The organism is Massilia aurea, from assembly GCF_014200505.1.
GTDB classification, from domain to species: Bacteria; Pseudomonadota; Gammaproteobacteria; order Burkholderiales; family Burkholderiaceae_D; genus Telluria; species Telluria aurea_B.
The window spans coordinates 1,676,451-1,702,410 of record NZ_JACHBX010000001.1 but is presented as its reverse complement, the minus strand read 5'-3'; the positions used below and the strand labels follow the sequence as shown (position 1 = coordinate 1,702,410).

The window sequence follows — 25,960 nt, the reverse complement described above, 5'->3', positions numbered from 1 at the left end:
AGTTGATAACGTCCACCATTATGCAAAAAGAAGTTGATAGAGTCAACCAAAAAAGCGGCGAAGATGCGCTCGAGGTCATGCACGCGATCGTGCACCTGTACCGTTCGCAGCAGATGCGCGGCCTGCGCGCCGATGTGCAGTCGGGTTCGCACGAACTGGCGCACATGGAAATCAAGGTGCTGCGGTTTTTCGGCCGTCATCCCGGCGCGACGCAGAGCGATCTGGTCGCGCATTCGGGCCGCGACAAGGCGCAGGTTGCGCGCCTGATCAAGGGCTTGCGTGATGCGGGGATGCTCGATGCGACCGCCGACGAAGCCGACCGGCGAAGCACACGGCTGACACTGAGCAGTGCAGGGCAGGCGGTGTGTGAGGAGTTGCACCGGCAAAGCGGCGCATTGGGACAGATTGCCCTGGCAGGGCTGGACACGGACGAGCAGGCCCGCTTGATGGCGTTGCTGGCGCGCGTGCGCGCCAACCTGGAAGCCGGCGCGGCCTGAGGCCGCGCCGGGTTTGATCGACCCGCTTACTCGACCCAGCCGAAGCCGTCACGCGCCAGCAGCGCGAACGATTCCGGCGGCCCCCACGAGCCGGCCGCATACGCATGCGGCTTTTCGCCAAGCGTCTCCCAGCCATTGATGATCGGCTCGACCCATTCCCACGCCGCTTCGAGTTCATCGCGGCGCATGAAGTGCGTCAGGCGACCGCGCACGACGTCGATCAGCAGGCGTTCATAGGCTTCGGCGCGGCGCTGCGCGAATGCCGACTGCAGATCCAGGTTCAGCGCGACCTGCTGCATCAGCATGCCGCTGCCTGGCTGCTTGGCGAAGATCTGCAGCTTGATCGCTTCTTCGGGCTGCAGCTCGATGACGAGGCGATTGGCCACACCGCCCGGCGTTTCGGGGAACAGCGGGAACGGCGGATTGGCGAACTCGATGACGATCTTCGACGAGCGACGCGCCATGCGCTTGCCGGTGCGCAGATAGAACGGCACCTTCGACCAGCGCCAGGTATCGATGTGGGCACGCAGGGCGACGAAGGTCTCGGTGTGGCTGTCGGCCGGCACGTTGCTTTCTTCGTGATAGCCCTTGGCTTCCTGGTTGCCACTGACGCCACGTGAATACTGGCCACGCACGGTGTCGCGCGCGATATCGGCCAGGCCCATGCGGCGCAGCGAGCGCAGCACCTTGAGCTTTTCATCGCGCACGGCATCGGGCGAGAGCGACGTTGGCGGTTCCATCGCCACGATGCACAGCAGCTGCATCAGGTGGTTCTGCACCATGTCGCGCATCGCGCCGGCGCTGTCGTAGAAGCCCGCGCGGCTGCCCACGCCGACTTCTTCCGCCACCGTGATCTGCACGCTGGCGATGTTCGGCGCGCGCCACAGCGGTTCCAGGATCGAGTTCCCGAAGCGCAGCACCATCAGGTTCTGCACGGTCTCCTTGCCCAGGTAATGGTCGATGCGGTAGATCTGCGATTCGGCGAAGTGCTTGCCGACCGCCTCGTTGATCTCGACGGCCGAGGCCAGGTCGCGCCCCAGCGGTTTTTCCAGCACGACGCGCGCGTTGGCGTCGACCAGACCGGTGGCGGCGAGCTTGTCGCAGATCATCGTAAACAACGATGGTGCCGTGGCGAGATAGAACACGCGCTGGGCGCCATCGCGCGAGACATCGCGCAGCGTGTCGAAGACCGGCGCCGTCGCGACGTCGACCTTCACGTAGACCAGCAGGTCCAGGAAACCGGCCCAGCTTTTCTCGTTGAAGTTGTCGCCGCTGATGAACGAGCGCGAATGCTCTTCGATGAAGGCGAGATAGGCCGCGCGGTCGTAGTCCTGGCGGCCGGTCGACAGGATGCGGGTCGATGCCGGCAGGTTGCCGTGCAGGTAGGCCATGTACAGGGCGGGCAGCAGCTTGCGCATGGCAAGGTCGCCCATCCCGCCGAAGATGGTCATGTCGAGGGGGAGGCCGTTGTCAATCTCGGTCGAGGTGCTCATGGGTCTTTCGCTGGCAGGTTGGAGAAAATCGCGTGCGTCGCGGGCCGTAGATTGTAGCGTACCTGAGACCAAGGGATGCCCCGGCGTGCCGCTGTGGCATGCGGGGCGCGGGCGGGGGACGCTGGCAACATCGGTAGGGTGGGCGCGGACGAAAAAAAGCCCGCGCAAGCGCGGGCCCAAGGACGCGAGGACGCGTTCGCTCAGAACTTGTAACGCAGCCCGAACAGATATTCGCGGCCCGTGACGTTGTTGACGACGACGCTGTTGCGCGCGCGGCTGATGAACTGGTCGCTTTCTTCGTTGGTCAGGTTGACGCCTTCGAGCGTGAACTCGAGCTTGTCGTTGACCTTGTACGAGAACGACAGGTCGACGTTGAGCGTTTCGTTCTTGCCTTCGACGTCGTTGTTGTTCTGGCCCGGCACGCGGGTCACGAAGCCCGAACGCTGGGCGGCCGAGACACGCGCGCTGAACTTGCCGTCGTCGTAGAACAGCGTGGCGTTCCACGCTTTCGGCGACAGGTTCAGCAGGTCGTCCGTGATGCGCGCGTCGCTGGTCGGCGAGACCAGGTATTCGATCTTCGACGAGACCCGGGTGTAGTTCAGCAGCGTGCCGAAGTTCTTGCCCCAGCCAGGCAGGAACGTGAACGGCTGCTGGTAGTTGATCTCGAAGCCTTTCAGCTTGCCGCCGTCGGTATTGACCGGGGTGGTCAGCGCAAACACTTCTTCACCCGTGAAGTTCGCCGGCAGCAGCGACAGCGGCAGGCCCGAATCGCGGAACGCCACGTTGGTGCGCAGGCTCTGGATGTAGGTGTCGATGTTCTTCTGGAACAGGCCCACGCCGACGAACGCCTTGTTCTTGAAGTAGTACTCGAAGCTGGTGTCGAAGGTCTTGGCACGGAACGGCTTGAGGAACGGGTTGCCCGTGTTGATCGACAGGTTGCCGGTGGTGGCGATACTGCCGCCCGGCGACAGGAAGCCCAGTTGCGGGCGCGTCATGACCTTGGCGGCGCCGACGCGCACGATGAATTCGTCGGTGATGTTCGCAGCCAGGTTGAACGACGGCAGCGTGTCCTTGTAATCGTGATCGACCGTGACGGCGGTGCCACCGCCGGCAGCCTGGTAGCCGGTCGTCGACAGATCCGTCTTCACGTGGCGCACGCCGACGTTGCCGCGCACCGGGATATTCCACAGGTCGTAGCGGAATTCGCCCATCAGGTACAGGCCATCGCTTTTCTCGGTGACCGAGCGGTTGTTGCCGCGTGCATTGCCGTTCTCGATCGACGACAGCCGGAAGTCACCCGGTCCGCCGGCAGGGCCGCTCTTGATGCAGTTGCAGTAGATGTCGTAGGCAGCGGCGATCGCCTGCAGGTTCGGCACGACCCAGCCGCTCGCGTTCCCCGCTGGCATGCCCAGGTTGCTGCCAAAGCCGGTCAGGTTGGACGTGAGGCCGGTGGCGCCTGCAGGCGGCGCGAAGATCGTGTCGTTCTGGTTCACGCGCCGGAATTCGTAGGTGTCCGAGCTGTACTTCTTGCTGTTGACGCCGCCCTTGATCGTGAAGATGTCACTGGCTTCCCACGCCAGATCGAACTGGCCGACGTTGTTGACGTTGTCGGTGCCTTGCGGCCGGGTGCGGATTTCGCTGGTGGTCGTGTTGGCGACCGTCGACGGCTGGGTACCGCTGGCCACCTGCGGTACGCCGACCAGGCCGAGGCGGTTGCCCATCGGGTCGAACGGGTAGCCGATGACCGGACGGCGGTCGTCGTTGCGGAAGTCGAGCGTGTAGCCGTCGACGTTCAGCGCGTCGAGCGTGACGGTGGTCTGCACCGGATTGCGGAACTTCGAATTGGCGCGGCCATAGCGGGCGCTCATGCTCAGCGTGTCGGTGAGCTTGTGTTCGAGCGTCAGCGTCGGCTGCGTGAAGGTGGTTTTCAGTTCATCGAAGCGCTGCTCGGAGCGGATGTCGACGCCGTTGTATTTGCCGTACAGCAGAGCGCCGTTCGGCGCGTACTCGGCCTGCACCACGCTCATTTGCGGCTTGCCGCCCTGGCTGGCGCTGCGGCTGAACGAGGTCGCTTCCAGGAAGTCTTCCTGGCGCGTGGCGTCGAGCTTCGAGTACAGCATGTCGAACGTGAGCAGGGTGCCGCGCTGCGGACGCCACTGCACCGAGGCGGTCAGGCCCAGGCGATCCTGGTCGTGGGTCAGGCGGCCATAACGTGGCAGGCGCGGATGGAAGTTGTCCGGGCTGCTGGCGGCGTTGTAGGCGGCCTGGTTTTCCGGGGTGTTCGGCAGGCGCGCGACGCCCTGTGCGGCCGGGCCGCAGGTGGTCGCGGTGGAGTTGGCCGGGTTGGCAGCAGCAGCGCCTTGCGGTGCGCACCAGCCGCCCGACGACGGGCCGTTATCCCAGCGCACCGTGCTGAAACCGTCTTCCAGCACACGGCGTTTCGAGAACGCACCCGAGACCAGCACGCCGACTTTGCGGTCGAAGAACGTATCCGAAATCATGAAGGCCGCACGTGGATCGGTCTTCTCCGAGCCGTCGTTGTACTTGCCCTTTAGGGCGACCGTGGCGTTGAAGCCTTTCAGGTCGAACGGCCGCAGCGTCTGCAGGTCGACGGTGGCGCCGAGCGAGCCTTCGTCCACGTCGGCCGAGGAGCTCTTGCGCACCGTCAGGGCGCTGAACAGTTCAGACGCGAACACATTGAAGTCGAAGCCCCGGCCACGGTTGGTGCCGCCCGAACTGTCGGTGCCGCCCGTGGTGGCAAGACCTTCGATGCCGTTGATGCGCACACGCGTAAAGTCCTGGCCCAGGCCGCGCACCGTGATCGAACGGCCTTCACCCGCGTCGCGGTCGATCACGACGCCCGGCACCCGCTGCAGCGACTCGGCCAGGTTCGTGTCGGGGAACTTGCCCATGTCTTCCGACTTGATGACGTCGACGATGCCGTTTTCCTGGCGCTTGGCGTTCAGGGCGCTTTCGAGCGAGGCGCGCAGGCCTGTGACGACCACCGTTTGCGCTGCGCCGGCGCCAGCCGGTGTCGCGGCCACTTCCTGCGCGAACGCGGGGCCCAGCGACATGGCGGATACCGAGGCCGTGCCGAGCAGGCACAGGGTGAGTTTGCGCAGCGATGCGCGGTGCGGGTGTTGGTTCATGCTGTCTCCATGCGTTTTTATCGGGGTGGACACGGAAGGTCCACCGGCGCTGCATTTATTTATCTGGTCAGGCCAGTTTCTAGATTCTATGACACAACTTGTAATTTTGGTCAGGCCAATTAAAAAATATTTTAATTTGGCCTGACCTGTTGCGAGTCAGGTCTTTTTATGCAGCACCTGCTTGTAGCGCTTGCCGCCGATGGTGACGTTGTCGAGCGTGATGTCCACGGCGTTGTGCACGAACCACGGTTGCGCGGTGTTGACGGGCGTGCCGAAGTCCGAGTCGCTGATGCGCACGCGCGCGATCGGTGGGATCGCCGTGCCTGGCTTGCCGTTGAAGCTCGACGCCACGGGGCCGAGCAGTACGAACGCCTGGTAGCACGAGAACTGGCCCTTGCCCGTATCGACATTCTTCGTGTGGACGTTGCGGATGTCGATGTCCGACACCTGCGGCGGGCGATTGCGCATCGTGTCGTCGCCCGGCACATAATCGCAATCGATCGTGACGATGGCGCCGGCGCCAGACGCGACCGGCTGCTTGATGTCGCGCGCGCCGGCGAGCGGCTTATACAGGCCTGGTTCAAGCGCCACACCATTGGGCAGCGTCACGTCGCGCACGTACAGATGGCGCAGAAAACCGCCGCGGTTCATGTTCGTCTTGAGCCGGATCGCCGTGTTCAGGGGATCGTCTTTCCAGTGCGTGTTGCGAAAATCGAGCTGCTGCGCGTAGATGTATTCGATCCCGCCGGCCATCTCGCTGCCGAGCGTGACGCCGCCATGGCCGCTGTTCATCACGCAATTCTGGATGACGATATTGCGCGTCGGGCCGTGCTGCGTGTCGCTGTTCTTGCCGGCCTTGATCGCGATGCAGTCGTCGCCATTATTGAACTGGCACTCGTCGACCAGCACGCCGTCGCAGGCTTCCGGATCGAACCCGTCGCTGTTTGGACCCAGGCTTTCCATGTTCACGCGGCGGATCAAGAGGTCCTTGCAATCGACCGGGTGGTGCAGCCAGAACGGCGCGGCATTGACCTGGTAACCCTGCAGCAGCACCTTGCTGCAGCCAATCAGCTCGATCATGCAGGGACGCAGATAGTGGCCGTGGCCGAACACGCGCCGCTCGACCGGCACGCCGGCCTCGGACAGCGCGGGCAGGTAGCGCGAGTCGGTCTGCCACCGGTTTCCCTCGCCCTGGATGCTCGCCTGCAGCCCCGCGTCGATGCCGGGAACGACGCGGTCGAGCGGGGCGTTGGCCTGGTTGGCGGCGACCTCAGTGCGGGTGCGTTTGGGTTGGCCGGACTGGGCGCGGCCCTTCCAGTCCCACCAGCATTCGGCTTGCTGCGCAAAGCCCGGCTCGAACGGCACGCCGCCCTGGCCATTGAGGATGCTGGTCCAGTCCTCGCCCGTCAGCGCGATATTCTGCTGATCGATCGCGTACACCATCGGCGAATAGTTCAGGCAATCGTTGCCCTGCCAGCGCGACAGCACCAGCTTGCCGTTGGCGCCGCAGTCATGCGCGCCGTGGCGCGCGTAGTGCTCCGGGTTGGCCGAAAAATGCACGCGCGCGCGGGCCGCCAGGTGCACGTGGACATTCGAGCGCAGCACGATCGGGCCGGCGCAGTACCAGTCGCCTTTCGGGATCACGACGCGCCCGCCCCCCTTGGCGTGGCAGGCAGCGATGGCGGCTGCGATGGCCGGATAGCTGTCGGGCGAGCCGGGCGCCGGCGTATCGAGCACGCCGTCGACGAGCGAAGCGACCTGGCCCCGCACCTGCACCAGCGATGCCGGTTTAGCGCCGTAGGTCGTGACGTCGAAGTCTTCCTTGCGAAACACCAGCGGCGTGGCAAAGCGGGCGATGATGTCGTTGGCGCGCTGCCACGGGTCGGGTGGCGTTACCGCTTTGCGGGCGGCGGGGGCAGCAGCGGTGACGCCGGAGAGTAGCAGCGAGGCTGCCGGCACGGTGCGCAGCAGCGCGCGGCGTTTCGGGTGAAATGGCATGGTCAGTTTCCTTTGGTCGGTGCGATGGTCACGCGCACCGGGCTGGCGTCGCGCGCTGCGACGGTTGCCGCCTCGCGTTGCCACAGTTCGCGGCTGGTGATCTCGCCCGCGCGGCGCCAGGCGCCGCCAGCGTAGTAGCGCAGCGGCGTGCCCGGCGTGGCCTTGGCCACGATCAGGTCATTGAGCGCGTCCTGTGCGAAGCCTTCGGCCGCTGGCAGCACGACCGCGGTGCCGAAGGCGTCGTTGGTGGACTGCTCGACCCACTGCAGCAGCACCTTGCCGTCGCGGGTGGTGGCGATTTTTGGCGACTGGCCTTTGTCGGCCGGCGTCTTGTTCAGACCCACGGCCACCGTCAGCGGGCCGTCGCCGCTGGCGGTGAAGGTGCTGTCGATGCGGTCGAACCATTGGCCGGCGTCGACCGTGAAGCGTTTGACTTCGCTGACCTGGCGCCCGTTCGCGTCCCACGGTGCGTAGTGCAGTTCGAACACGGTGCGGATCGGGCCATTGGCCAGGATCTTGAAGGTTGCGTAGTTCACGCCTGGGTACAAGGTCTCGCCGCTCCAGACACCAATACCACCGGCGCCGCGCGACTTGCCGACGTTGTACATGTCCATGCCTTCGCCCTGGTCCTTGTGATAATGGTCGTGGCCCTTGTTGTACCAGCGGTCGACGATCGGATACCCGACGCGCTTGAACCAGATATCCAGGCCGCTCGTCACCAGGACTTCCTTGACGACGCCGGCCGGTGCGGGCGCTGCCAGCGCCGGTCCGTAGGTGCGGTGGGCGATCTTGTCGTTTTCCCACGCGAAGTCGTCCAGCCGCTCGGGCACCTGACGCGCGAAGGTCTTGATCGGGAACGGCGGGGCGACGCCGTCGATGCGTTCGATGGTGAAGTTCGCGCTCTTCTCGCCAGGGGCAAAGCTGTGCTGGAACAGCAGTTCACCATAAGCGACGCCCTCATTTTTCGGGTCCTTCGCCTGTGGCGCGATATTCGTCACCTGGTGCGGCAGCACGCGGCCACGCGCATCCTTCACCGCGATTTTCTGCACCATCGCGCCGGGCAGCGCGGCATTCACATCCTTCCACGGGATCGAGATGGTTTCGGAGGGACGGGCGATTGCCAGGTCCTGCTGGACGGTCACGCGGATGCCATCCGCCTGGGCGTGCGCCAGCGGCGCGGCCACTGCGGGAATGAGCAGCGCGGCGAGTACGAGTCGGTTCATGATGTCACTCCAGGGTCAGTGGTGTTCGCGGTAATCGGTCTGCCCACCCTTGGGCATGTAGTGGTAGGTGCGCACCTTGTGCTGCACCTCGAACGCGGGATTCGTCACCAGGCGGATGATCTCAGCGCCGGCCAGCAGCATCGGCCCGTAGCCGTGCAGCGCGTCCACGCTGGTCGGGCGGTTGTAGTAATAGACCATGTCGCCGGCCAGCGTCGTGCCGACGCACGTGCCTTCGACCTGGCCCAGCGCCGTGATGCGGGTCGACAGCGCGTTCCAGCCGGTTTGCGCGATCGAGCCGTAGGTCGTCGGGCTGACCCAGCCCTCGTTGACGGCGTGCGCGAACACATAGGTGAAGATCGCGCTGGCGGACGTCTCGAGATACGAGTCGTTGCGGTCGATCATCTGGTGCCACAGACCGCTGCCGCTTTGCAGTTCGGCGATGCCCTTGAGCGATGCGCGCAGCTGCGCCAGCACTTTCGGGTAGCCAGGATGGTCCTTCGGCAGCACGTCGAGCAGGTCGGACATTGCCAGCACCGCCCAGCCATTGGCGCGCGCCCAGTAGAAGCGCGGCGCCTCCGGGTGGTTCGCGTGCCAGCCATGCGTGTACAGGCCGAGCTGCGGATTGAACATGCGGCTCGACATGCCCATCACGTTAGCGACTGCATCGTCGAAGTACGCGCGCTCGCCCGTCAGGCGGCCCATCTCGGCCAGCGCCGGGATGCTCATGTACATGTCGTCGGCCCACAGCGAGACTTCCTGCGGGCGCTTGCGGGCCATCGTGCCGTCGTCCAGCCGGAACTGGCGCTTGGCGACCCAGTCGCTGCAGGTATCGATCATGGGTTTCAGATCCGGCCCGACCTTGGCGGCGCGCGCACGCATCAGGGCCGCGCACATCGAGCCGGCGTCGTCGAGCGAGCGCGGGTCGAGAAAGCGCGAGAAGCTGTTGCCGCGTTCGAGCTTGAACTGCTGTTCCTGCGCCCGGAAATACGGTAGCGTCTCGGCAAAGAAGGCGAAGTGGCGCTTGGTCATCGCGGTAAAGCCGGGGTCCTTGGTGACCTGGGCCGCTTTGAGCAGGCCCGAATGCACGACGCCCATCTCGTACACCTGGATGCCGTAGTCGCCGGCGCTCTTTTCGAAGATGGCGTCCGCACTCGGTTTTTTCAGGTCCGTGATCGGCTGGCCGGTGCGCTTGCTGACGATGCGGGTTGGGGTCGCGCGGTCCATGAAAGCGCGGATCGCCTGCAACTGGGCGGTGACCTCGGCCACCACCGGCTTTTTATACGGGATCGGGTAGGTGCCTTCGCCGGCGTCGCCCAGGTTCGTGTTGTCGGTATTGCGGTATTGACCCTGGGCCAGCGTGGGCGAGGATACCAATGCGCAGCCCAGCAGGGCGGCAACGAAGTGCAGTTTCATTTGTCTCCAATCGGCATCGTGATATTCACTGTTGTATTACCTGTGTTGCGGAAGTGCAGGTAACGCTCTTTTGGTCGGCTCATTCTAATTTGGTCTGACCAAAATCGCAAGCTGGACTAGCCACTTTTCGATGTTGTATGGCATACTTTCCCCGAACAAGGTCGCGGCAGAATTTAATAGAACATATGAGGAGACGGGCATGACCCAAGCAGTACAGAAAGTCGGCAAACCATTCAAACGCATACTGCTGACCGGCGCGGCCGGCGGCCTGGGCAAGGTGCTGCGCGATCGCATCAAGCCGTGGGCCGACGTGGTGCGGCTGTCGGATGTCGTCGACATGGGCGAGGCCCGTGAGGGTGAAGAGATCGTCCAGTGCGACCTGGCCGACAAGGAAACAGTCATCAAGCTGCTCGAGGGCGTGGATGCGGTGCTGCACTTTGGCGGCGTCTCCACCGAAAAGCCGTTCGAGCCAATCATGCAGGCCAATATCCTCGGCGTGGCCAACCTGTACGAGGCGCTGCACAAGGCCGGCACGAAGCGCGTGATCTTCGCCAGCTCGAACCATGCGATCGGCTACCACCGCACGACCGAGATGCTCGACGCGAATTCGCCGACGCGCCCGGACAGCTACTACGGCCTGTCGAAGGTATTCGGCGAGCAGATGTCGCGCTATTACTATGACCGCTTCGGTATCGAGACGGTCTGCGTGCGGATCGGCTCGAGCTTCCCGGAGCCGGCCAACAAGCGGATGATGAGCACGTATCTGTCGTATGACGATCTGACCGAACTGCTGCGCTGTGCGCTGTTTGCGCCACGTGTGGGCCACACGATCGTCTACGGCATGTCGGACAACGACAGCGTCTGGTGGGACAACCGCCTGGTCGCGCACCTGGGCTTCAAGCCGAAGGACAGCTCGCGCACCTTTGCGCATCTGTTCCCGGATTCGGCCGAATTCCCGGCGCCGGACGATGTGACGACGATCTACCAGGGCGGCAAGTTCCTGCTCGACGGCCCGCAATACTGATGCCGGCGGCGCGCCCCATGCTGCAACGCCTCGTACTGCAAAACCGCAGCCTGGCGGCCGTCATCGTGCCGCAGATCGGCGGCAGCCTCGCGCGCCTGGACTGGCTGCGCGGCGCGGAGCCGGTGCCGCTGCTGCGTGGCCTGCCGCCCGATTTCACGGACGTGCCGCAACCGGGCCAGCTGGCCTGCTTCCCGCTGGTGCCATGGTCGAACCGGATCGCGCCATCCGGCTTCGAATACGACGGCAAGCGGTATGTGCCGACGCCGAACCGCCCGGGCGAGAAAGTCGCCATTCATGGCGATGGCTGGCAGCAGGCGTGGGACGTGCAGTCGCTGACATTCGATTCGATCCTGCTGCGCCTGACGCGCCACACGTTTGCGCCGCTCGCGTATGACGCCACGCTGCGTTACACGCTCGATGGCGACGCGCTGATCGTGGAACTCACCGTGCGCAACGCGGGCGCGGTGGCGCTGCCATTCGGACTGGGCCTGCATCCGTGGTTGCCCGACCCGGGCGGTGCGCAGCTGCAGGTGCGGGCCGATGCGGTCTGGCTGTCGGGCCCGGACAAGCTGCCGTCGAGCCGGCGCGCTGTGCCGCCTGCCTGGGACTACCGCATGTCCGCGCCGCTGCCGAAGGAGGCCGTCGACAATGCCTTTGCCGGCTGGGACGGCGTGGCGCGTGTGCGCTGGCCGGGGCGGGGCGTGGGCCTCTCGATCGAAGCGGCGATGGATTACTTCATCCTGTATGCGCCACCGGGCCGCGACTTCTTTTGTTTCGAGCCGGTCGACCATCCGATCAATGCCCACAACATGCCGGGCTATCCCGGCCTGACCGTGCTGGCGCCTGGGGCCAGTGTGAGCCGTTCGGTCATTTTCCGGGGCGAATCGCTTTGATGCGCTACGGCAGAAACCCGAGTTCGATCCCGGCGTGTTCTGACAGCACCTTCAGCGCACCCTGCACAACGCATTCAACCACGGTGCATAGCCGCGCACGGATGCTGTTTCACCCCGCCGGCAGTGAACGTACAATGATTAATTATTGATAACATTTTTTCATTTGCGTGGTGGCTCGATGGACGATCTGAAGGAACACCCGGCTGCTATGCCGGTTGCAGGAGAGGTTGGTGCCGCAGTGGTCGCAAGCGGGCGTCCGCGCCGCCGCTGGCTGCGCGCGCTGCTGTACCTGTTGGCTGTTGTTGGTTTGCTGGCGTTGTTGACGCTCGCTTACGCCATCTACCGTCACAACACCACGCCGCCAGCGCCCGAGCGCATTGTCATCGATGAAGCGACCGCCATCGATGATGTGATGGGCAAAGTCTATGGTAAATATTCGGCCGCGAAAAAAGGCTGGGTGTATGTCGACGACGACGACGTCACCTACGTCATGCGGGTAGTGCAACAAGTCAAAATTCCGGATAACCTCGCTGGCGACGAGATGTACTTCGTCGCCAGCGGCGTCGCCGTCGACGGCAGCGACCGTGCGCGCTACGGCGCATTCCACGTGCATCCCACCGAGCCGCGCGATGGCGACCTGACCGCGGCGAATCTGCAGGTGCAGTACAGTGCAGGCGTCGCCGTGCAGCCCGAACAGGTCTATTTCGAGGCATTGAGCGAGAACCTGTGGGGCTGGGTGATCAAGACCCAGACCGGGAGCGATCCGACCCATTCGCCGGTCACGGTGACCAATAACGTGTTGGCACCGCACAAGGGCGGCGTCGCGATCCTGGCTGAATTCCCTGGCTCGAGTGACTCTGTCCCGCCCCAGCCATGCGCCGAGGCCAAGGCTGCCTACGATGTGTACAACAGCACGACCCCGCCCGACCTGGGGAGCCACGGCGTCGATGAAGCAGAGATGGATATCGAGGAGCCAGAAGAGCCGCTGCGCTGCGACAAGCGGCGCTGGCGCTACCGCGTCGGCGTCGTCAATGGCACGATTCCGGCGCCGATCACGGTGACGCTGTCGGGCAGTCAGGACGGCCAGGCGGTCGAGGCGCGCAAGTGGAAGGTGATGTTCGATCCGAAGAGCTTCACTTACCTTGTCCCGACCGACCTTGCCCTGTCGACGCCTGCCCCGGGGTGATCGGGCATGCCCGTAACAGCTGCGCTTTACACCCTATCCTGAACTTTGGACACGTATGAAAATCGATTTCCATCAGTGTTGTCGCCAATGGCACGGCCTGGTGTTGCTGGGCCTTGCCAGCTGCTTTTTCTGGGGTGCCGGTCCAGCGCGGGCCTCTGACAATAAGAACGCATGGGTGCTCGCTTACAAAGGCAAATCGACCAACGCGTTCATTTGGGATAAACGCGCAAAAGGCCTGATCCGCGCGAGCGTTCCGGCGCAACTTGCAAAAGACGTCATGGATGGGTTGGGTGGTCCGCCAGATCCGGTGCGCGTTATCGAGAGCCGCTACGTGAGCGTCTCTGCCTGCGTCGCGCACGCCTGCATGATGAAGGGCTTCTTCTGGACCGATGTACAAGGCGGCGCTGCGCTGGGAGCGGTCGTCGCTGACAACGTTCTGCTCGTCGGATCGAAGAGGCTCTCCGGCACAGCTCTGCCAACACCGGCTCGCCAGGCGCTCTCGGCATGGCTGAGCGATAACGACATTGAACCGAGCAAATTAGAATTCGTGAATGCGAATGGGGCGGTCAGCCCGCTCGCGCGGTCTGAATTGATGCCGGCCAGCGTCTTCCGCCCGCGCCCACAAGGCCCGTCCTTCGATTGTACGCGGGCGAAAACCAGAATCGAGCTGGCGATTTGCAACGATCCCGGTCTGTCAAAACAGGATCTCGAGATGGCGGCGCACGTCAGACAGTTGCGACACGGATTCGACACCGTCAGCGACGAGGACGCTGTGAGGGCATTCCAGCGCGAATGGCTGAAACACCGGGACGCCACCTGCGCTAAGGCTGTGCAGTTAGCCGACTGCGTCGCACAGCAATATAGTCAGCAGCAGCAGCGTCTGAGGAACTGGCTTCCACCCCGTTGATGGAGAACTGTCTCAGGGCAGTTCCGGTTTTTCGCACCGCTTCCCGGAAGGCGCAGTCAGCATTACGTATTGATGACTCTGATTGCGATGTGCAGCAATTGTTCTGGTGAACGTACTCTCTCGCCATCCAGAGCCCAGCGCCAACCCAGATAGTTGGCGAGATAGCGCGACGCCACACCGCGAAAGCCCCGCAACCAATCCTTGAAGCGCTGATGATAGGCATTCACGTTTTGCACGTGAATGGCCAGGCTGCCCAGGCGCCTGGCCCGTACGCCCGCACGCAGATTGACGGTCTCGTGCGTGATCCCGTGCTTGCGTGCAAAAGCCCTGTAGGCCAAATGGCTGTCACTGACCAGAAAAGAATGGGGATCGAGTCTGGGCAGCAAGTCGCGTTCGAGCTGCGCGGCCGTCAATGCGCCGCGGCCCGTGACGGCATCGACCGTGCGTCCGTTGCGGTCACGCGCCACCAGAATACAGTCGAGTTCTCCGGAAATGCCGGGCCTGGCGGCGCGGCCACCCCGCCGCCGCGCGGGCCGGTCGAGTGCGCGCGAACCTTTCTGCGATTCGAGCAGAAAGGTTTCATCGGCTTCGACGATGCCATTCAGGGGCGTCGGCCGGTCGAGCTTGATCCAATGCAGGAAGCGGTGGCGCCAGCGGAACGCCGTGTTGCGGTGCACGCCAACCAGGCCTGCCGCCTTGCGTACAGGCAGTGAATCGAGCAGAACTTGTGAATAGGCGAGCCACTTGGCCTTGTGCCTGAGCCTCGCCAGAGGCGTTCCGGTGAGGTCATTGAAGGTGCGTCCGCAATCGCAGCACCGGAAGCGTTGCAGGTCGTTGGCGAACCCGTGCCGGTTACAGCGCACGCTGCCACAGCGGGGGCAACAGCGGCCCGGCGACCTGGCGTGCGCGATGAGTGCGACGACCTGGTCGAGCCCGGCGGCAGGATGCAAGGCATCCAGCACCTGTCGGCGCTGCGGGACGTTCAGCAATGGCAAGTTGGCGAACCAACGCGTGAAACGGGGTGCTTTCATGCTCGACTCCTGGCGCTGATGACAGGGGTTGGACCATGAAAGTGCTCATCAGTTCACAGCTCGGCACTATTTAACGTTGACTTCGCCTTCCGGAAACGCAGTCTACTAGCCAAGGCGCGAGCAAACAGGGCGGAGCGGCATACGCAGGGCCACGTCCTGGTGATCGTCGTCGGACTTGAGAATAGTGACCAGTTAGTCACCGTTGAGAATCTGGTTCGGGCAAGAACCCGACAATTGATGCAAGAGCCCTGACACGCCACCACGCGAGGTAATGAACGGAAGGGCAGGCAGGTAAGAGGCGTCTGATTTTGGCCGATATTACCACCGTGAATCGGCGCAGCGTTGGCGCCATAGGACTGGAAACTTAAACGCGCACCAGTTCGACGCGGCGGTTTTTCGCCTTGCCTTCTTCGGTGGCGTTGTCAGCGAGCGGCTGGTCAGGGCCCTTGCCGGCGGCGCTCATGCGGTTCGCCGCAATCTGCAGGGCCGTGACTGCCTTGACGACCGACTCGGCACGTGCAAGCGACAGCTTGCGATTGTGCGTGGCATCGCCGGTTGCATCGGTGTGGCCTTCGACGCGCAGCTTTAACCCGGGTTCGCTTTGCATCAGCTTGACGACCTCGTCAATCACAGCCAGGCTATCTTGCCGGATGACCTGGCTGTCGGTATCGAAGTTCAGATAAACCGCGACATGGCCGTCCTTTTTCAAGGCGGAAGACAGCTGGGCAGCCGGCAATGCCTGCACCTGCTGTTGCATTGCCTTTTCCTCGAGAGTCATGATGCCGACCTCGCCGCCGTCGACACGGAACGAAAACCAGATGTTCGTCTGGGGAGTCCGTAGTAGCCATTGCTCGAATCCAGGCGTGTTTTCATCTGTGCTCGCGCCGATATAAGGAAGCTTCATCTTGTCGTAGATCGCCTGGTACCGTCCACCGTTGCGCTCGATGAATTTCTCGTTCATCGGGTGGATGGCATCGACCCGCGTCGCACCAAGGGCTTTCAAGGCGGCTTCATAATTACGGTGTGCCGCCAGCACTGACCACTGCAGATCGCTCAACATGAACTCACGCGACATTAACTTGCCCTCAACCCGGCGAAGTTCTTCGCCAGCGAGCACGTAGACGCTATCAAAATCAGAATTGCTGTCCGTGCGCATGTCGGCTGGCTTCAGGTCAGCAGGCATCGCGACATACGGGAACGGCGGCAGTGCCTTGGTCGTTACTGGTACCGATGCAAGATCGAAAGGCTTGACCACGTTCGAGGCTGGTGCTGCGGCAGGCGCATCAGGGGCTGAGGCGACTGGTGTTTCCACAGGCTGGTTGGCAGCGGTCACCTCTTTCGCTACATCCTGCGACTCGGTTCGGTCGCGTTTGCAGGCGGTCAGGCTGGCAGCCAGGAGCAGGGACAGCACAAGTGTCGATAAACGCATCATGGGAGTTTTTTTTCATGATAAAGAATTAACGGAACGCCAGAATAGCAGAGTTTTATTCGCGTTTGAACGTTAAGTTTCATGCGTCGCTTCAGTTTCAAGTTGTTTCGGAAAATGACCACCAACTGGGCCAGGGGTATCGCACTATCTTGAATCGGAGGGCGCACCCGCTATGCAATTCGGGTTGAATCGTCGCTCGTAAGAAACCAAAAAATTTTTATACCGGCAAGCTGAGGCCGTGGTGAACCAGATAAGCTGCTTTGAAAATGGTTTTGTACCAGGCGTAATCATGAGGCAAACGTTCATCAGCTATCATTTGCGTTCACGGTCCATACATCTCACCATGCGCCACCTTAAACAATTCCTGTTAACCCTCGCCACACTGGTCTCATCGACTGCGCATGCCGTATCCGGCTCGCACTGCGCCAGCGATAACTTTCTGCTGCATCAGGATACCCTCAGGATTGCCAAGGTGAGTTTGCCGGTCTTTGCCCACTTTTGCTATCGCGACGATAGCGGCAACTACGTGGTGTACCTGACTGAAAGCGGCGACCGTCGCTACGATGGCGAGACATTGTCGAGCAAAATCGGTGCACATTTATTCAAGATACATGCCGGGCCAATCCTGGTGCCCAGAGGCACGGTCAACGATAGCGCATCGGTCGGGATGGCCGGCGTGCAGTGGTGGACCAAACTCACCGAGTTGAACGATATTGATGGCGACGGGCTCGTCGATCCGATCCTGGTGTATCGCTTCTACCCCAGCGAGGAGGGTAAGTTGGTGGATGATGCCTATGAAGGGCGGCTGAAGATCATCGTTTTTCACCGCAACACCAAGACTGCCATCCGGGCGATCACTGGCGACCTTGACCCGCATCGCTCGACCACCGCCAGTGCCCCTTATTTCAAACTGCCGCCCGTCCTGCAAAAACACCTGGTGCGCAAGATGCGCCGGATGTATGACGAACACCAGTTCGGCTTCGACAATGGCCATGACTTTCGGCCTCAAAAGTAATTTCAAGTGCGGCGACTTGCGACAAGGACGTAAGCGGCCGTCGACAATATATGCGCGAATGGATGAAGACCGGATGTGCGGGACGTAGAAAGTTGATGCTCAGGCCTGGTGCCGCGCTGCAAGGACTAAATTAGTGTGGATCATAGATATGAGTAAATTAGACGTCATCGAAGGCGTGGTGGAGAATCTGGTCGTTGTCGATGCTGATGTGAATTACCTGGCGAATGCGGAGAAAAACTCTCAAACAGCGGGTTTGGTTTCCGTGCTGCAGGCGGCCGCCGGTTCTCCGGGCGCGGCGCATAGCGCGCAGGCGGCGAACGATGCCGGCGATCCGGTTGAGGGATATTCAATGAGCGTGGCAGGCCAGTCGGTTGCAGGCAGCTTTTGGAAAACAACGTTTAAAAATGGCGACTTGGTGAGGGTCATTGGGATCAAGCAAAACAGCGTGTTTCTGGCGATTGCAGTTGCAGATCCAATCACGCGAACCATCTGGATGAAGCCACACTGCGAAAGAAGGACGATTGAGCAGAAAAAATATATTCTTAAAAATTCAATCTTGTTCGTGATTGCAATTTTCTCTGTTACCACCGTTTTTTTCACAAACCCCAACATGAAGTTGTGGTTTTATCTGGCATGCGCCTCGTTATCGTCCGTCATCTGTTTGATAGCGACTGTCGGAATGAGTTGGGGTGATTTGATGACGTTCGCCAACCGCATGACGCAAGTAGGCGCGGCACTGGAAATTGAATCCCCAGGCACAATCAATCTTGTCAGATCAACCAGGGCAGCTATTGGAAGCGGGAAGCCTGAGCTCCCAATGGGTGTCTATTATTACTAATCCTGATGTATATTGCAGATGGCTTCATCAGGATAAGCGCCGGTTCGTGGGCAATGCTGAATTACGCATTATGTAGCGTTCGAAAAAGAGTTCTTAGGATGAAATATGGATGAGACCACGTATGAAGTGATCGAAGGCGTGATCGAAAATTTGAATGTCTACGATGCAGATGTTAATTACCTGGCCAATTCGGAGGCGAACTCGCGAGCAGCAGGCATCTTTTCAGTGCTTCAAGCAGCTACCGGCTCCCCCGGCGCTGCTCACAGTGCTCAGGCGTCGAATGATGCAGGCGATCCGGTCGAGGCCTATTCGATGACCGTTGGCGGTAAAACGATTCACGGCAGTTTTTGGAAGACCACGTTTCAAAATGGAGAGCATGTCAAGGTAGTCGCATTCAGGGAGGGGAGCATCTTTCATGCGATCGCAGTAGCAGATCCAGAGAACCAAGTTATCTGGATGCAACCACACTGCGAAAGAGGTGTGGTAGAGCAGAGGAAGTATCTTGTAAGAAATTCTCTTATATTTGTCGTCTTCGTGTTCGCCGCTCTGGCATTCCTCGTGAAAGATGAGGAGATGAAATTATGGCTCTACCTGGCATGCGGCACCTCCACGTCGGCTGGCATCTTGTTCTTCACTGTGGGCATGAGCTGGGGGGATTTGATGACATTTGCAAAGCGTATGAGCCGGGTTGGCGCAGCCCTCCAGTTGGAATCGCCTGACGACATCAACCTTGCACGGTCTACAAGGAAAATGATCAAGACCGGTAAGCCAGAATTGCCAATGGGTGTCTATTACTACTGATGAGTCGGCCTAATGTTACATAGTCACTATGAAATCGTTGAAGGTGTTGTCGACAACCTGGTCGTGTTTGATGACGATGTTAACTATCTGGCGAACGCCGACCAACATTCTCGGACGGCTGGCATCGTGTCGGTATTGCAAGCGGCGGTCGGTGCTCCCGGGGCAGTGCACAGTGCGCAAGCAGCCAGTGATTCTGGCGATCCGGTCGAGGCATTTACGATGGACCTTGGAGGCCAGCCCATCCAGGGCAGCTTCTGGAAAACGACGTTCAAAAATGGCGATCATGTGAAGGCCATCGGGTCCCGGGTAGACGGTGTGTTCAATGCCGTTGCGGTGACGTCTCCGGCAGATCGAGTGATCTGGATGCAACCACATTGCGAACGAGGTGTGATAGAACAGAGGAAGTATCTTATAAGAAATTCTCTTATATTTGTCCTCGTCGTGTTCGCCGGTCTGGCATTCCTCGTCAAAGATAAGAACATTGAATTCTGGTTCTATCTGGTCTCCGCTACTTCCTTGTCGATTACCATCTTGTTCTTCACTGTGGTCTTGAGCTGGAAGGATTTAATGACATTTGCGCATTGTATGAGCCGGGTTGGTGCATCCCTGGCGTTAGAATCGCCTGACAATATCAATCTTGTACGGTCTACGAGAAAAATGATCAAGAGCGGCAAGCCAGAATTGCCAATGGGTGTCTATTACTACTGATGAGTCTGCCTAATGTTAAATAGTCACTATGAAATCGTTGAAGGTGTTGTCGAAAACTTGATCGTGTTTGATGACGATGTTAACTATCTGGCGAACGCCGATCAAACTGCTCAGACGGCAGGCATCGTGTCGGTATTGCAAGCGGCGGTCGGTGCTCCCGGCGCAGTGAGCAGTGCGCAAGCAGCCAGTGATTCTGGCGATCCAGTCGAGGCATTCACGATGACGATCGGAAGCCAGCCCATCCAGGGCAGCTTCTGGAAAACCACGTTCAAGAATGGCGATCATGTGAAGGTTATCGGTTCCATGCTTGACGGTGTATTCGATGCGGTGGCGGTGACATCTCCGGCAGATCGAATGATCTGGATGCAGCCACATTGCGAACGAGGGACCTCAGCGCAGCGCAAATATCTTTTAAGGAATTCCCTATTATTCGTATTGGCAATATTTATTTTGTCAAGCTATCTGTTCACCGTTCCAAAGATGACATTCTGGTTTTACCTTTTGTGCGCATCGTCAACGGCGGTGCTTTCCTTAGTGATCACCGTCGGTATGAGTTGGAACGATTTGATGGGCTTCGCCTGTCAAATGACGCAAGCTGGTTCAGCGCTTGGCCTGGATTCTCCGGAAAATATCAATCTTGCCAAGTCCACCAGCGTCATGATAAAGAATGGCAAACCAGAATTGCCAATGGGCGTCTACTATTACTGAGTATCATTCCAACAAATTTTTGTGTTGGTTAGCCAGTCATCAATGAACCGGTGGGCGATTCATTTCCTGTCGCCTGCGAAGAAGAGGGCGCGCAGACAGGATCGACATAGGTCTCGTCACTGGTGACAGAACAACCTGCTGACAGACAGTCAGTACGCGGGGGCGCAGACCTGGATGCTATAGATACGCATGGCGTCTTATCCATGCTGCAGATGCGCTGGGGCACCTACTTGGTGTAAATACCAAAGTAGTTTAATTGCAATAATGCGTTAGAAGTTCACAACAAAATCACACATATTGAACAGAAAAAGTGACTTTTCGTGAATTTTCGTTGCGGCAACAGTTTCCAGATGGATACAATTGCCTCAGCAAATGCGATGCGGCGCAGGCCATGTCGCCGTCTTTGCATTCAATAAACTACTTCACCGTAATCCCCAGGAATTTATGAAAACACGTAACATCGTGGTGGCACTCGCTTTGCCATTCGCCGTCGCATCTGCCTTTGCTCAGGATAGTAACGCCGTTCGTATCAGCGGTTTCGGCACCGGCGCTCTCACTTTCTCCGACACCGATCAGGCCGAGTTCGGCCGTTCGAACCAGTCGTCGGGTGTCAAGAAGGATCCACGCACTGGCGTCGATTCGAATCTCGGCCTGCAGGCCGACTACACCGTCAACTCGTGGTTGTCGGTCACCGGCCAGGGCCTGGTGCGCAAGGATGGCGAAGACAGCTACGGCGCCGAACTGTCGTGGGCCTTCGTCAAGGCCAAGCTGTCGGATGACCTGAGCATCCGCGTTGGCCGCATGGCCATGCCGGCCTTCATGATTTCGGAATATCGCAACGTCGGCTACGCCAACACCTTCCTGCGTCCGCCGCAGGAACTGTATTCGCAGATGCCGCTTAATAACATCGACGGTGCCGACATCACCTGGCAGCAGCAGTACGCCGACACGACTGTCACGGCAACGGCCGCTTATGGCCGCAGCGAATTCAAGACCTCGGGCGGCCCTACCGCCAAATCTCGCGACCAGTACGCGCTGAACCTGACGGCCGAGCATGGCCCGTTCATCGTGCGCGTGGGCCGTAGCGGCACCAAGCTGTCGTCGGAGAGCGCGCAACTGGACGCCGCCGTGATCACGTTCAACAATACCGCTGCCGCATTCAATGTCCCGCAAGTGGCGGACATGGGCGTGCTGCTCAACACCAAGGACCGCAAGTACACGTTCACGTCCGCTGGCCTGTCCATGGACTGGAACAATATCGTCGTGCTGACCGAGTACGCCAAGCGCAAGATGCCGGATTCGTTCCTGGGTTCGTCCAAGTCGTTTTACGTGATGGGCGGCTACCGCGTCGGCAAGTTCCTGCCGTACTACACCCGCGCCAAGATCATTTCGAAGGGTGTGACCAACACCATTCCTGCGAACTGCCCGGCAGGTGCCTCGTTCGTGTGCGCGCCAACGCTGGCAGCGCTGTCGGGCCTGATGAACACGCTGACCACGGCCATCGATGGCACGAGCCAGACCACCGACAGCATCGGTGTGCGCTGGGACTTCACGACCTCGGCCGCGCTGAAGGTCCAGGTCGATCGTATCAAGCCACAAGGCAACGGCCAGTTCATCAACGTCCAGCCTGGCTTCAAGGGCCCGGTGACCGTCGGCGCCGTTGCGCTTGACTTCGTGTTCTAAGGATTTACCAATGAATCAATTGTTCAAAGCAAGCGTGACCCTGAGCGTCCTGTTGCTCGCACTGCCAGCCGCTGCCGAAGTCGTCGTCGTCGTCAATGCGAAAGCCGCCGAATCGTCGCTGACCAAGGACCAGGTGTCCCAGTTCTTCCTGGGTAAATCGACCGCCATGACGCCGGTCGACCAGGCAGAAAACGCGCCGGCGCGCGCCGAGTTCTACAAGAAGGTCACGGACAAGGATCCGTCGCAGATCAAGGCCCTGTGGTCGAAGCTGGTGTTTACCGGCAAGGCCACGATGCCGAAGGAAGTCGGCGACAACGCCGGCGTCAAGAAAGCCGTTGCAGCCGACCCGAAAGCGATCGGCTATATCGACAAGAGCGCGGTCGACGCGTCGGTCAAAGTGGTCTATTCCGGTTCCTGATCATTTATCGGTACCCCGCCGCGCGTGCGGCGGGTTTTGACTTCAGGAGCAGGCAGCATGAGTATCAAACGCAGGATCTGGGCACTGCCGATCATTTCGGCCATCATTTTTACCCTCGGTGTCGCCGTTAGTGCCGGCATCGCCAACAAGGCACTCACGTCGATCCACACGACTGAAAGCGTGGATTACCCGGCGCTCGACATCAGCAAGGAACTGGCGGGCGACATCGAGTCGGTCACCAATGGCCTGCGTGACGCCGTCAGCGAAGGCGACAAGGCGCGCCTGACGCAGGTGGGCGAACAAGCCAACAAGGTGCGGGCCAAGCTGGCCAGCTTCGGCAAGATCGACGGCATGGGGCCAACCGGCGAGCGCCTCAGCAAAGAATTCGAACAGTATTATGCACCGGCCGTTTCGGCGGCCAAGATCATGCTCGAGATGGAGCAGGGCGATCCGCAGGCGGTCGTGACGCGCATGCAGTCGACGCTCGCGACACTCAATACCGACGTCGCCAAGGTCAATGAACAAGCGCAGCAGCAATTCAAGGCCGGCATCACGCGCAGCGAAACCAGCGTGACGAATGTCGTGACGGTCACCATCGTCACCGGCCTGATCGTGATTGCCGTGCTGATCGGGGTGTCCTGGTTCATGGTGCGCACGATCTGGCAGCAACTGGGTGGCGAACCCGAATATGCGCGCGACATCGCCCGCATGGTTGCCGACGGCAACCTGTCGATGGCCATCCGCATCGAGCCGGGCGACAACAGCAGCCTGCTGGCTGCGCTGTCCGACATGCGTGATCGCCTGGCCAATATGGTGGCCGGCATCAAGACGTCGGCCGATACGATCGCGTCGGCCAGTGGCGATATCGCGAGCGGCAACGCCGACCTGGCCAGCCGCACCGAGCTGCAGGCCGGTCGCCTGGAAAACACGACCCGTGCGATGGAAGCCTTGACTGACACCGTGCGTACCAATGCCGCCAACGCCAACCAGGCGAAAGACCTGGTGGTGACGGCCAGCGACATCGCCACGCGCGGTGGTGAGGTAGTGGGCAACGTCGTGTTGACGATGAGCGCCATCAATACGTCGGCCACCAAAATCGTCGAGATCATTTCGGTGATCGATGGCATCGCGTTCCAGACCAATATCCTGGCGCTGAATGCGGCCGTCGAGGCGGCGCGTGCAGGCGAGCAGGGCCGCGGTTTCGCGGTCGTGGCCTCTGAAGTACGCAACCTGGCGCAGCGCAGCGCCACCGCCGCCAAGGAAATCAAGGAGCTGATTGGCGACTCGGTCTCCAAGGTCGACGCCGGCAGCGCGCTGGTGGACCAGGCAGGCAGCACGATGGAACAGATTGTGGCCGCTGTGCGCCGTGTGCAGACGATCATGGGCGACATCAGCGACGCTGGTCAGCGCCAGAGCGAAGGCATCGAGCAGATCGGCCTGGCAATCAGCGACATGGACCAGATGACGCAGCAGAACTCGGCACTGGTCGAGGAAGCGTCGGCGGCGGCCACATCGCTGACGGACCAGACCGCGCAATTGTCGGAAGCCCTGGCGGTGTTCAAGCTGGACCACACGCAAGCGCTGACGGCGCTGGGCAACGGCCGTCCCGCGCCGTTGACGCTGGCGCATCACTGATGCTGTCGGCACTGGGGACGCTGCTGCGTGCAGCGCCCCCGGTGCCTGCTTCGTCGCCAGGCAAACGATGTCTCGGCCGCGGTATCAGGCCATACCCCCTCCAATATCCTGCCTGATTTCCGGTCTGCGCAGGCCGCACCCATCGCTGTTACTCCTGTAATCCCCTCGATTGTTCAACCGCTCGTCCGGTAGCATGGCGCGTCAACGACGCTGGCCCAGCGTTGCGTTTTTGTGTCGATTTGGTCAGGCCATTCATATTTGGTCCGGCCAAAATGAAGATGTGGACTAGCCGCATTGGAACGTTTTATGGCATACTTAAAACGATCCTCCCAACTTCAGCCGTCAGGCAGACACGACACATGAACCACGACCTTCCGCGCACGATCCGCATGCAGCCAGGCGACAATGTTGCCATCGTCGTCAACGATGGCGGCCTGCCCGCCGGCACCGTGCTGCCCGGCGGGCTGGTGCTGCTCGAAGGCGTTCCCCAGGGCCACAAGGTCGCGCTGAGCGACCTGGCCGACGGCGAACCGGTGATCCGCTATGGCGTGACGATCGGCTACGCGAGCGGTGCGATTGCACGCGGCAGCTGGGTATCGGAGCGCGTGCTGCGCATGCCGGCGGCGCGCTCGCTCGACGATCTGCCGGTGGGCACCCACGCCATCGCGGCCGGCCCGCTGCTGGACGGGTACACGTTCGAGGGCTACCGCAACAAGGATGGTTCGGTCGGCACCCGCAACCTGCTGGCCATCACCAGCACCGTGCAGTGCGTCTCGGGCGTGATCGAGTACGCCGTGCGGCGCATCCGGGATGAACTGCTGCCGCGCTATCCGAACGTCGAGGACGTGGTCTCGCTCGAGCACGTGTATGGCTGCGGGGTGGCGATCGATGCGCCCGGCGCCGACATTCCGATCCGGACCATCCGCAACCTCTCGAAGAATCCGAATTTCGGCGACAACGTGATGGTGGTGAGCCTCGGCTGCGAAAAGCTGCCGCCGGCGCGCCTGTTCCCGGCTGGCTCGATCCCGATCGGCAATGGCGCGCCGTCGGTGGTCACGCTGCAGGACCGGCAGCATGTGGGCTTCATGTCGATGATCGACGCGCTGATGGTCACCGCCGAACAGCACCTGGCGGAACTGAACGCGCGCCGCCGCGAAACCTGCCCGGCGTCCGACCTGGTGGTCGGCGTGCAGTGCGGCGGCAGCGATGCGTTTTCGGGCGTGACGGCCAATCCGGCCGTGGGCTACGCGACCGATCTGCTGGTGCGCGCCGGCGGCACCGTGATGTTTTCCGAAGTGACCGAGGTGCGTGACGGCATCGACCAGCTGACCGCGCGCGCCGCGACGCCGGAAGTAGCGGCGGCCATGGTGCGTGAGATGCAGTGGTACGACGATTACCTGGTGCGCGGCAGTGTCGATCGCAGCGCCAACACGACGCCCGGCAACAAGAAGGGTGGACTGTCGAACATCGTCGAAAAGGCGATGGGCTCGATCGTCAAGTCGGGCAGCACGGCGATTACCGGCGTGCTCTCGCCGGGTGACAAACTGACGCAGAAGGGCCTGATCTACGCAGCAACCCCGGCCAGCGACTTCATCTGCGGCACGCTGCAGATGGCCGCCGGGATGAACGTGCACATCTTCACCACCGGGCGCGGCACCCCGTACGGCCTGGCCGCGGTCCCGGTCATCAAGGTTGCCACCCGCACCGAGCTGGCGCGCCGCTGGCATGACCTGATGGACCTGGATGCCGGCACGATCGCCAGCGGCGAAGCGAGCATCGAGGACGTCGGCTGGCAACTCTTCCGGCTGATCCTGGATGTGGCGAGCGGCCGCAAGACCTGGGCCGAGCACTGGAAGCTGCACAACTCGCTGGCGCTGTTCAATCCTGCACCCGTGACCTGACCGATGGCCG

At 61.3% G+C, this 25,960-nt stretch carries 21 protein-coding genes; 14 read left to right on the top strand and 7 right to left on the bottom strand.

Annotation, left to right across the window (positions count from 1 at the left end; genetic code table 11):
• The first annotated feature begins 20 nt into the window (after positions 1-20).
• A complete protein-coding gene (locus tag HD842_RS07530) occupies positions 21-497 on the top strand; it encodes a MarR family winged helix-turn-helix transcriptional regulator (protein ID WP_183552771.1) in 477 nt (158 codons plus the stop codon).
• A 26-nt stretch (positions 498-523) separates the two neighbouring features.
• Here HD842_RS07530 and zwf read toward each other — a convergent pair whose 3' ends face one another.
• The 5 genes from zwf to HD842_RS07505 form a co-directional block, all read right to left on the bottom strand.
• Positions 524-1,990 carry a glucose-6-phosphate dehydrogenase gene (zwf, locus tag HD842_RS07525; RefSeq protein WP_183552769.1) on the bottom strand — a complete coding sequence of 489 codons (1,467 nt, stop codon included), beginning with the start codon at positions 1,988-1,990 and terminating at the stop codon, positions 524-526.
• Positions 1,991-2,190: 200 nt separating this feature from the next.
• On the bottom strand, positions 2,191-5,139 hold the full coding sequence (locus HD842_RS07520; protein ID WP_221290147.1) for a TonB-dependent receptor: 2,949 nt from the start codon (positions 5,137-5,139) through the stop codon (positions 2,191-2,193).
• A 156-nt stretch (positions 5,140-5,295) separates the two neighbouring features.
• Positions 5,296-7,137 (bottom strand): glycoside hydrolase family 28 protein, encoded by a 1,842-nt coding sequence (locus HD842_RS07515; protein WP_183552767.1) that lies wholly within the window; start codon positions 7,135-7,137, stop codon positions 5,296-5,298.
• Positions 7,138-7,139: 2 nt separating this feature from the next.
• The gene (locus HD842_RS07510) at positions 7,140-8,360 is read right to left on the bottom strand and encodes a DUF4861 family protein (protein ID WP_183552765.1); all 1,221 of its coding nucleotides are present in this window, start codon (positions 8,358-8,360) and stop codon (positions 7,140-7,142) included.
• Between the two features lie 15 nt (positions 8,361-8,375).
• On the bottom strand, positions 8,376-9,773 hold the full coding sequence (locus tag HD842_RS07505; protein WP_183552763.1) for a glycoside hydrolase family 88/105 protein: 1,398 nt from the start codon (positions 9,771-9,773) through the stop codon (positions 8,376-8,378).
• Positions 9,774-9,972: 199 nt separating this feature from the next.
• Between HD842_RS07505 and HD842_RS07500 the strand changes: the two genes are divergently transcribed.
• From HD842_RS07500 to HD842_RS07485, 4 genes are all read left to right on the top strand, one after another.
• Entirely contained in the window at positions 9,973-10,797 is an 825-nt protein-coding gene (locus tag HD842_RS07500; RefSeq protein ID WP_183552761.1) for an NAD-dependent epimerase/dehydratase family protein, read from the top strand.
• A gap of 17 nt (positions 10,798-10,814) precedes the next feature.
• Positions 10,815-11,690, top strand: coding sequence for an aldose 1-epimerase (locus HD842_RS07495; protein ID WP_183552759.1), 876 nt, complete (start codon positions 10,815-10,817; stop codon positions 11,688-11,690).
• A gap of 178 nt (positions 11,691-11,868) precedes the next feature.
• On the top strand, positions 11,869-12,876 hold the full coding sequence (locus tag HD842_RS07490) for a hypothetical protein (protein ID WP_183552758.1): 1,008 nt from the start codon (positions 11,869-11,871) through the stop codon (positions 12,874-12,876).
• A gap of 55 nt (positions 12,877-12,931) precedes the next feature.
• Complete coding sequence (locus HD842_RS07485; protein WP_183552757.1) at positions 12,932-13,783, top strand: lysozyme inhibitor LprI family protein; 852 nt, start codon at positions 12,932-12,934, stop codon at positions 13,781-13,783.
• A gap of 62 nt (positions 13,784-13,845) precedes the next feature.
• On the opposite strand, the gene HD842_RS07480 is transcribed toward HD842_RS07485, so the two are convergent.
• Both HD842_RS07480 and HD842_RS07475 read right to left on the bottom strand, forming a co-directional pair.
• Entirely contained in the window at positions 13,846-14,814 is a 969-nt protein-coding gene (locus tag HD842_RS07480; RefSeq protein ID WP_183552756.1) for an IS1595 family transposase, read from the bottom strand.
• Positions 14,815-15,178: 364 nt separating this feature from the next.
• On the bottom strand, positions 15,179-16,246 hold the full coding sequence (locus tag HD842_RS07475) for an OmpA family protein (RefSeq protein ID WP_183552755.1): 1,068 nt from the start codon (positions 16,244-16,246) through the stop codon (positions 15,179-15,181).
• Between the two features lie 340 nt (positions 16,247-16,586).
• On the opposite strand from HD842_RS07475, the gene HD842_RS07470 reads away from it, so the two are divergent.
• The 9 genes from HD842_RS07470 (at position 16,587) to garD (ending at position 25,950) form a co-directional block, all read left to right on the top strand.
• Positions 16,587-17,258, top strand: coding sequence for a hypothetical protein (locus HD842_RS07470; protein WP_183552754.1), 672 nt, complete (start codon positions 16,587-16,589; stop codon positions 17,256-17,258).
• Positions 17,259-17,406: 148 nt separating this feature from the next.
• Positions 17,407-18,096 carry a putative type VI secretion system effector gene (locus tag HD842_RS07465; RefSeq protein ID WP_183552753.1) on the top strand — a complete coding sequence of 230 codons (690 nt, stop codon included), beginning with the start codon at positions 17,407-17,409 and terminating at the stop codon, positions 18,094-18,096.
• A gap of 105 nt (positions 18,097-18,201) precedes the next feature.
• Positions 18,202-18,897: a putative type VI secretion system effector gene (locus tag HD842_RS07460; RefSeq protein WP_183552752.1), complete on the top strand. Its 696-nt coding sequence runs from the start codon at positions 18,202-18,204 to the stop codon at positions 18,895-18,897.
• A gap of 12 nt (positions 18,898-18,909) precedes the next feature.
• Positions 18,910-19,605 (top strand): putative type VI secretion system effector, encoded by a 696-nt coding sequence (locus tag HD842_RS07455; protein ID WP_183552750.1) that lies wholly within the window; start codon positions 18,910-18,912, stop codon positions 19,603-19,605.
• Positions 19,606-19,617: 12 nt separating this feature from the next.
• On the top strand, positions 19,618-20,313 hold the full coding sequence (locus HD842_RS07450) for a putative type VI secretion system effector (RefSeq protein ID WP_183552748.1): 696 nt from the start codon (positions 19,618-19,620) through the stop codon (positions 20,311-20,313).
• Positions 20,314-20,757: 444 nt separating this feature from the next.
• Complete coding sequence (locus HD842_RS07445; RefSeq protein WP_183552746.1) at positions 20,758-21,996, top strand: porin; 1,239 nt, start codon at positions 20,758-20,760, stop codon at positions 21,994-21,996.
• A 10-nt stretch (positions 21,997-22,006) separates the two neighbouring features.
• A complete protein-coding gene (locus HD842_RS07440; RefSeq protein WP_183552745.1) occupies positions 22,007-22,414 on the top strand; it encodes a hypothetical protein in 408 nt (135 codons plus the stop codon).
• Positions 22,415-22,471: 57 nt separating this feature from the next.
• Positions 22,472-24,049 carry a methyl-accepting chemotaxis protein gene (locus HD842_RS07435; protein ID WP_183552742.1) on the top strand — a complete coding sequence of 526 codons (1,578 nt, stop codon included), beginning with the start codon at positions 22,472-22,474 and terminating at the stop codon, positions 24,047-24,049.
• 359 nt (positions 24,050-24,408) lie between these two features.
• Positions 24,409-25,950 (top strand): galactarate dehydratase, encoded by a 1,542-nt coding sequence (gene garD / locus HD842_RS07430; RefSeq protein ID WP_183552740.1) that lies wholly within the window; start codon positions 24,409-24,411, stop codon positions 25,948-25,950.
• The last annotated feature ends 10 nt before the right edge of the window (positions 25,951-25,960 follow it).

What these genes read in the sequence shown, in the direction of transcription:
- HD842_RS07520 (WP_221290147.1), bottom strand. Translation starts at nt 5,139, where the DNA reads ATGAACCAACACCCGCACCGCGCATCGCTGCGCAAACTCACCCTGTGC.
- HD842_RS07440 (WP_183552745.1), top strand. Translation starts at nt 22,007, where the DNA reads ATGAATCAATTGTTCAAAGCAAGCGTGACCCTGAGCGTCCTGTTGCTC.
- HD842_RS07465 (WP_183552753.1), top strand. Translation starts at nt 17,407, where the DNA reads ATGAGTAAATTAGACGTCATCGAAGGCGTGGTGGAGAATCTGGTCGTT.
- HD842_RS07500 (WP_183552761.1), top strand. Translation starts at nt 9,973, where the DNA reads ATGACCCAAGCAGTACAGAAAGTCGGCAAACCATTCAAACGCATACTG.
- HD842_RS07475 (WP_183552755.1), bottom strand. Translation starts at nt 16,246, where the DNA reads ATGATGCGTTTATCGACACTTGTGCTGTCCCTGCTCCTGGCTGCCAGC.
- HD842_RS07530 (WP_183552771.1), top strand. Translation starts at nt 21, where the DNA reads ATGCAAAAAGAAGTTGATAGAGTCAACCAAAAAAGCGGCGAAGATGCG.
- HD842_RS07470 (WP_183552754.1), top strand. Translation starts at nt 16,587, where the DNA reads ATGCGCCACCTTAAACAATTCCTGTTAACCCTCGCCACACTGGTCTCA.
- HD842_RS07490 (WP_183552758.1), top strand. Translation starts at nt 11,869, where the DNA reads ATGGACGATCTGAAGGAACACCCGGCTGCTATGCCGGTTGCAGGAGAG.
- zwf (WP_183552769.1), bottom strand. Translation starts at nt 1,990, where the DNA reads ATGAGCACCTCGACCGAGATTGACAACGGCCTCCCCCTCGACATGACC.
- HD842_RS07515 (WP_183552767.1), bottom strand. Translation starts at nt 7,137, where the DNA reads ATGCCATTTCACCCGAAACGCCGCGCGCTGCTGCGCACCGTGCCGGCA.
- HD842_RS07460 (WP_183552752.1), top strand. Translation starts at nt 18,202, where the DNA reads ATGGATGAGACCACGTATGAAGTGATCGAAGGCGTGATCGAAAATTTG.
- HD842_RS07455 (WP_183552750.1), top strand. Translation starts at nt 18,910, where the DNA reads ATGTTACATAGTCACTATGAAATCGTTGAAGGTGTTGTCGACAACCTG.
- HD842_RS07485 (WP_183552757.1), top strand. Translation starts at nt 12,932, where the DNA reads ATGAAAATCGATTTCCATCAGTGTTGTCGCCAATGGCACGGCCTGGTG.
- HD842_RS07510 (WP_183552765.1), bottom strand. Translation starts at nt 8,360, where the DNA reads ATGAACCGACTCGTACTCGCCGCGCTGCTCATTCCCGCAGTGGCCGCG.
- garD (WP_183552740.1), top strand. Translation starts at nt 24,409, where the DNA reads ATGAACCACGACCTTCCGCGCACGATCCGCATGCAGCCAGGCGACAAT.
- HD842_RS07480 (WP_183552756.1), bottom strand. Translation starts at nt 14,814, where the DNA reads ATGAAAGCACCCCGTTTCACGCGTTGGTTCGCCAACTTGCCATTGCTG.
- HD842_RS07435 (WP_183552742.1), top strand. Translation starts at nt 22,472, where the DNA reads ATGAGTATCAAACGCAGGATCTGGGCACTGCCGATCATTTCGGCCATC.
- HD842_RS07445 (WP_183552746.1), top strand. Translation starts at nt 20,758, where the DNA reads ATGAAAACACGTAACATCGTGGTGGCACTCGCTTTGCCATTCGCCGTC.
- HD842_RS07495 (WP_183552759.1), top strand. Translation starts at nt 10,815, where the DNA reads ATGCTGCAACGCCTCGTACTGCAAAACCGCAGCCTGGCGGCCGTCATC.
- HD842_RS07450 (WP_183552748.1), top strand. Translation starts at nt 19,618, where the DNA reads ATGTTAAATAGTCACTATGAAATCGTTGAAGGTGTTGTCGAAAACTTG.
- HD842_RS07505 (WP_183552763.1), bottom strand. Translation starts at nt 9,773, where the DNA reads ATGAAACTGCACTTCGTTGCCGCCCTGCTGGGCTGCGCATTGGTATCC.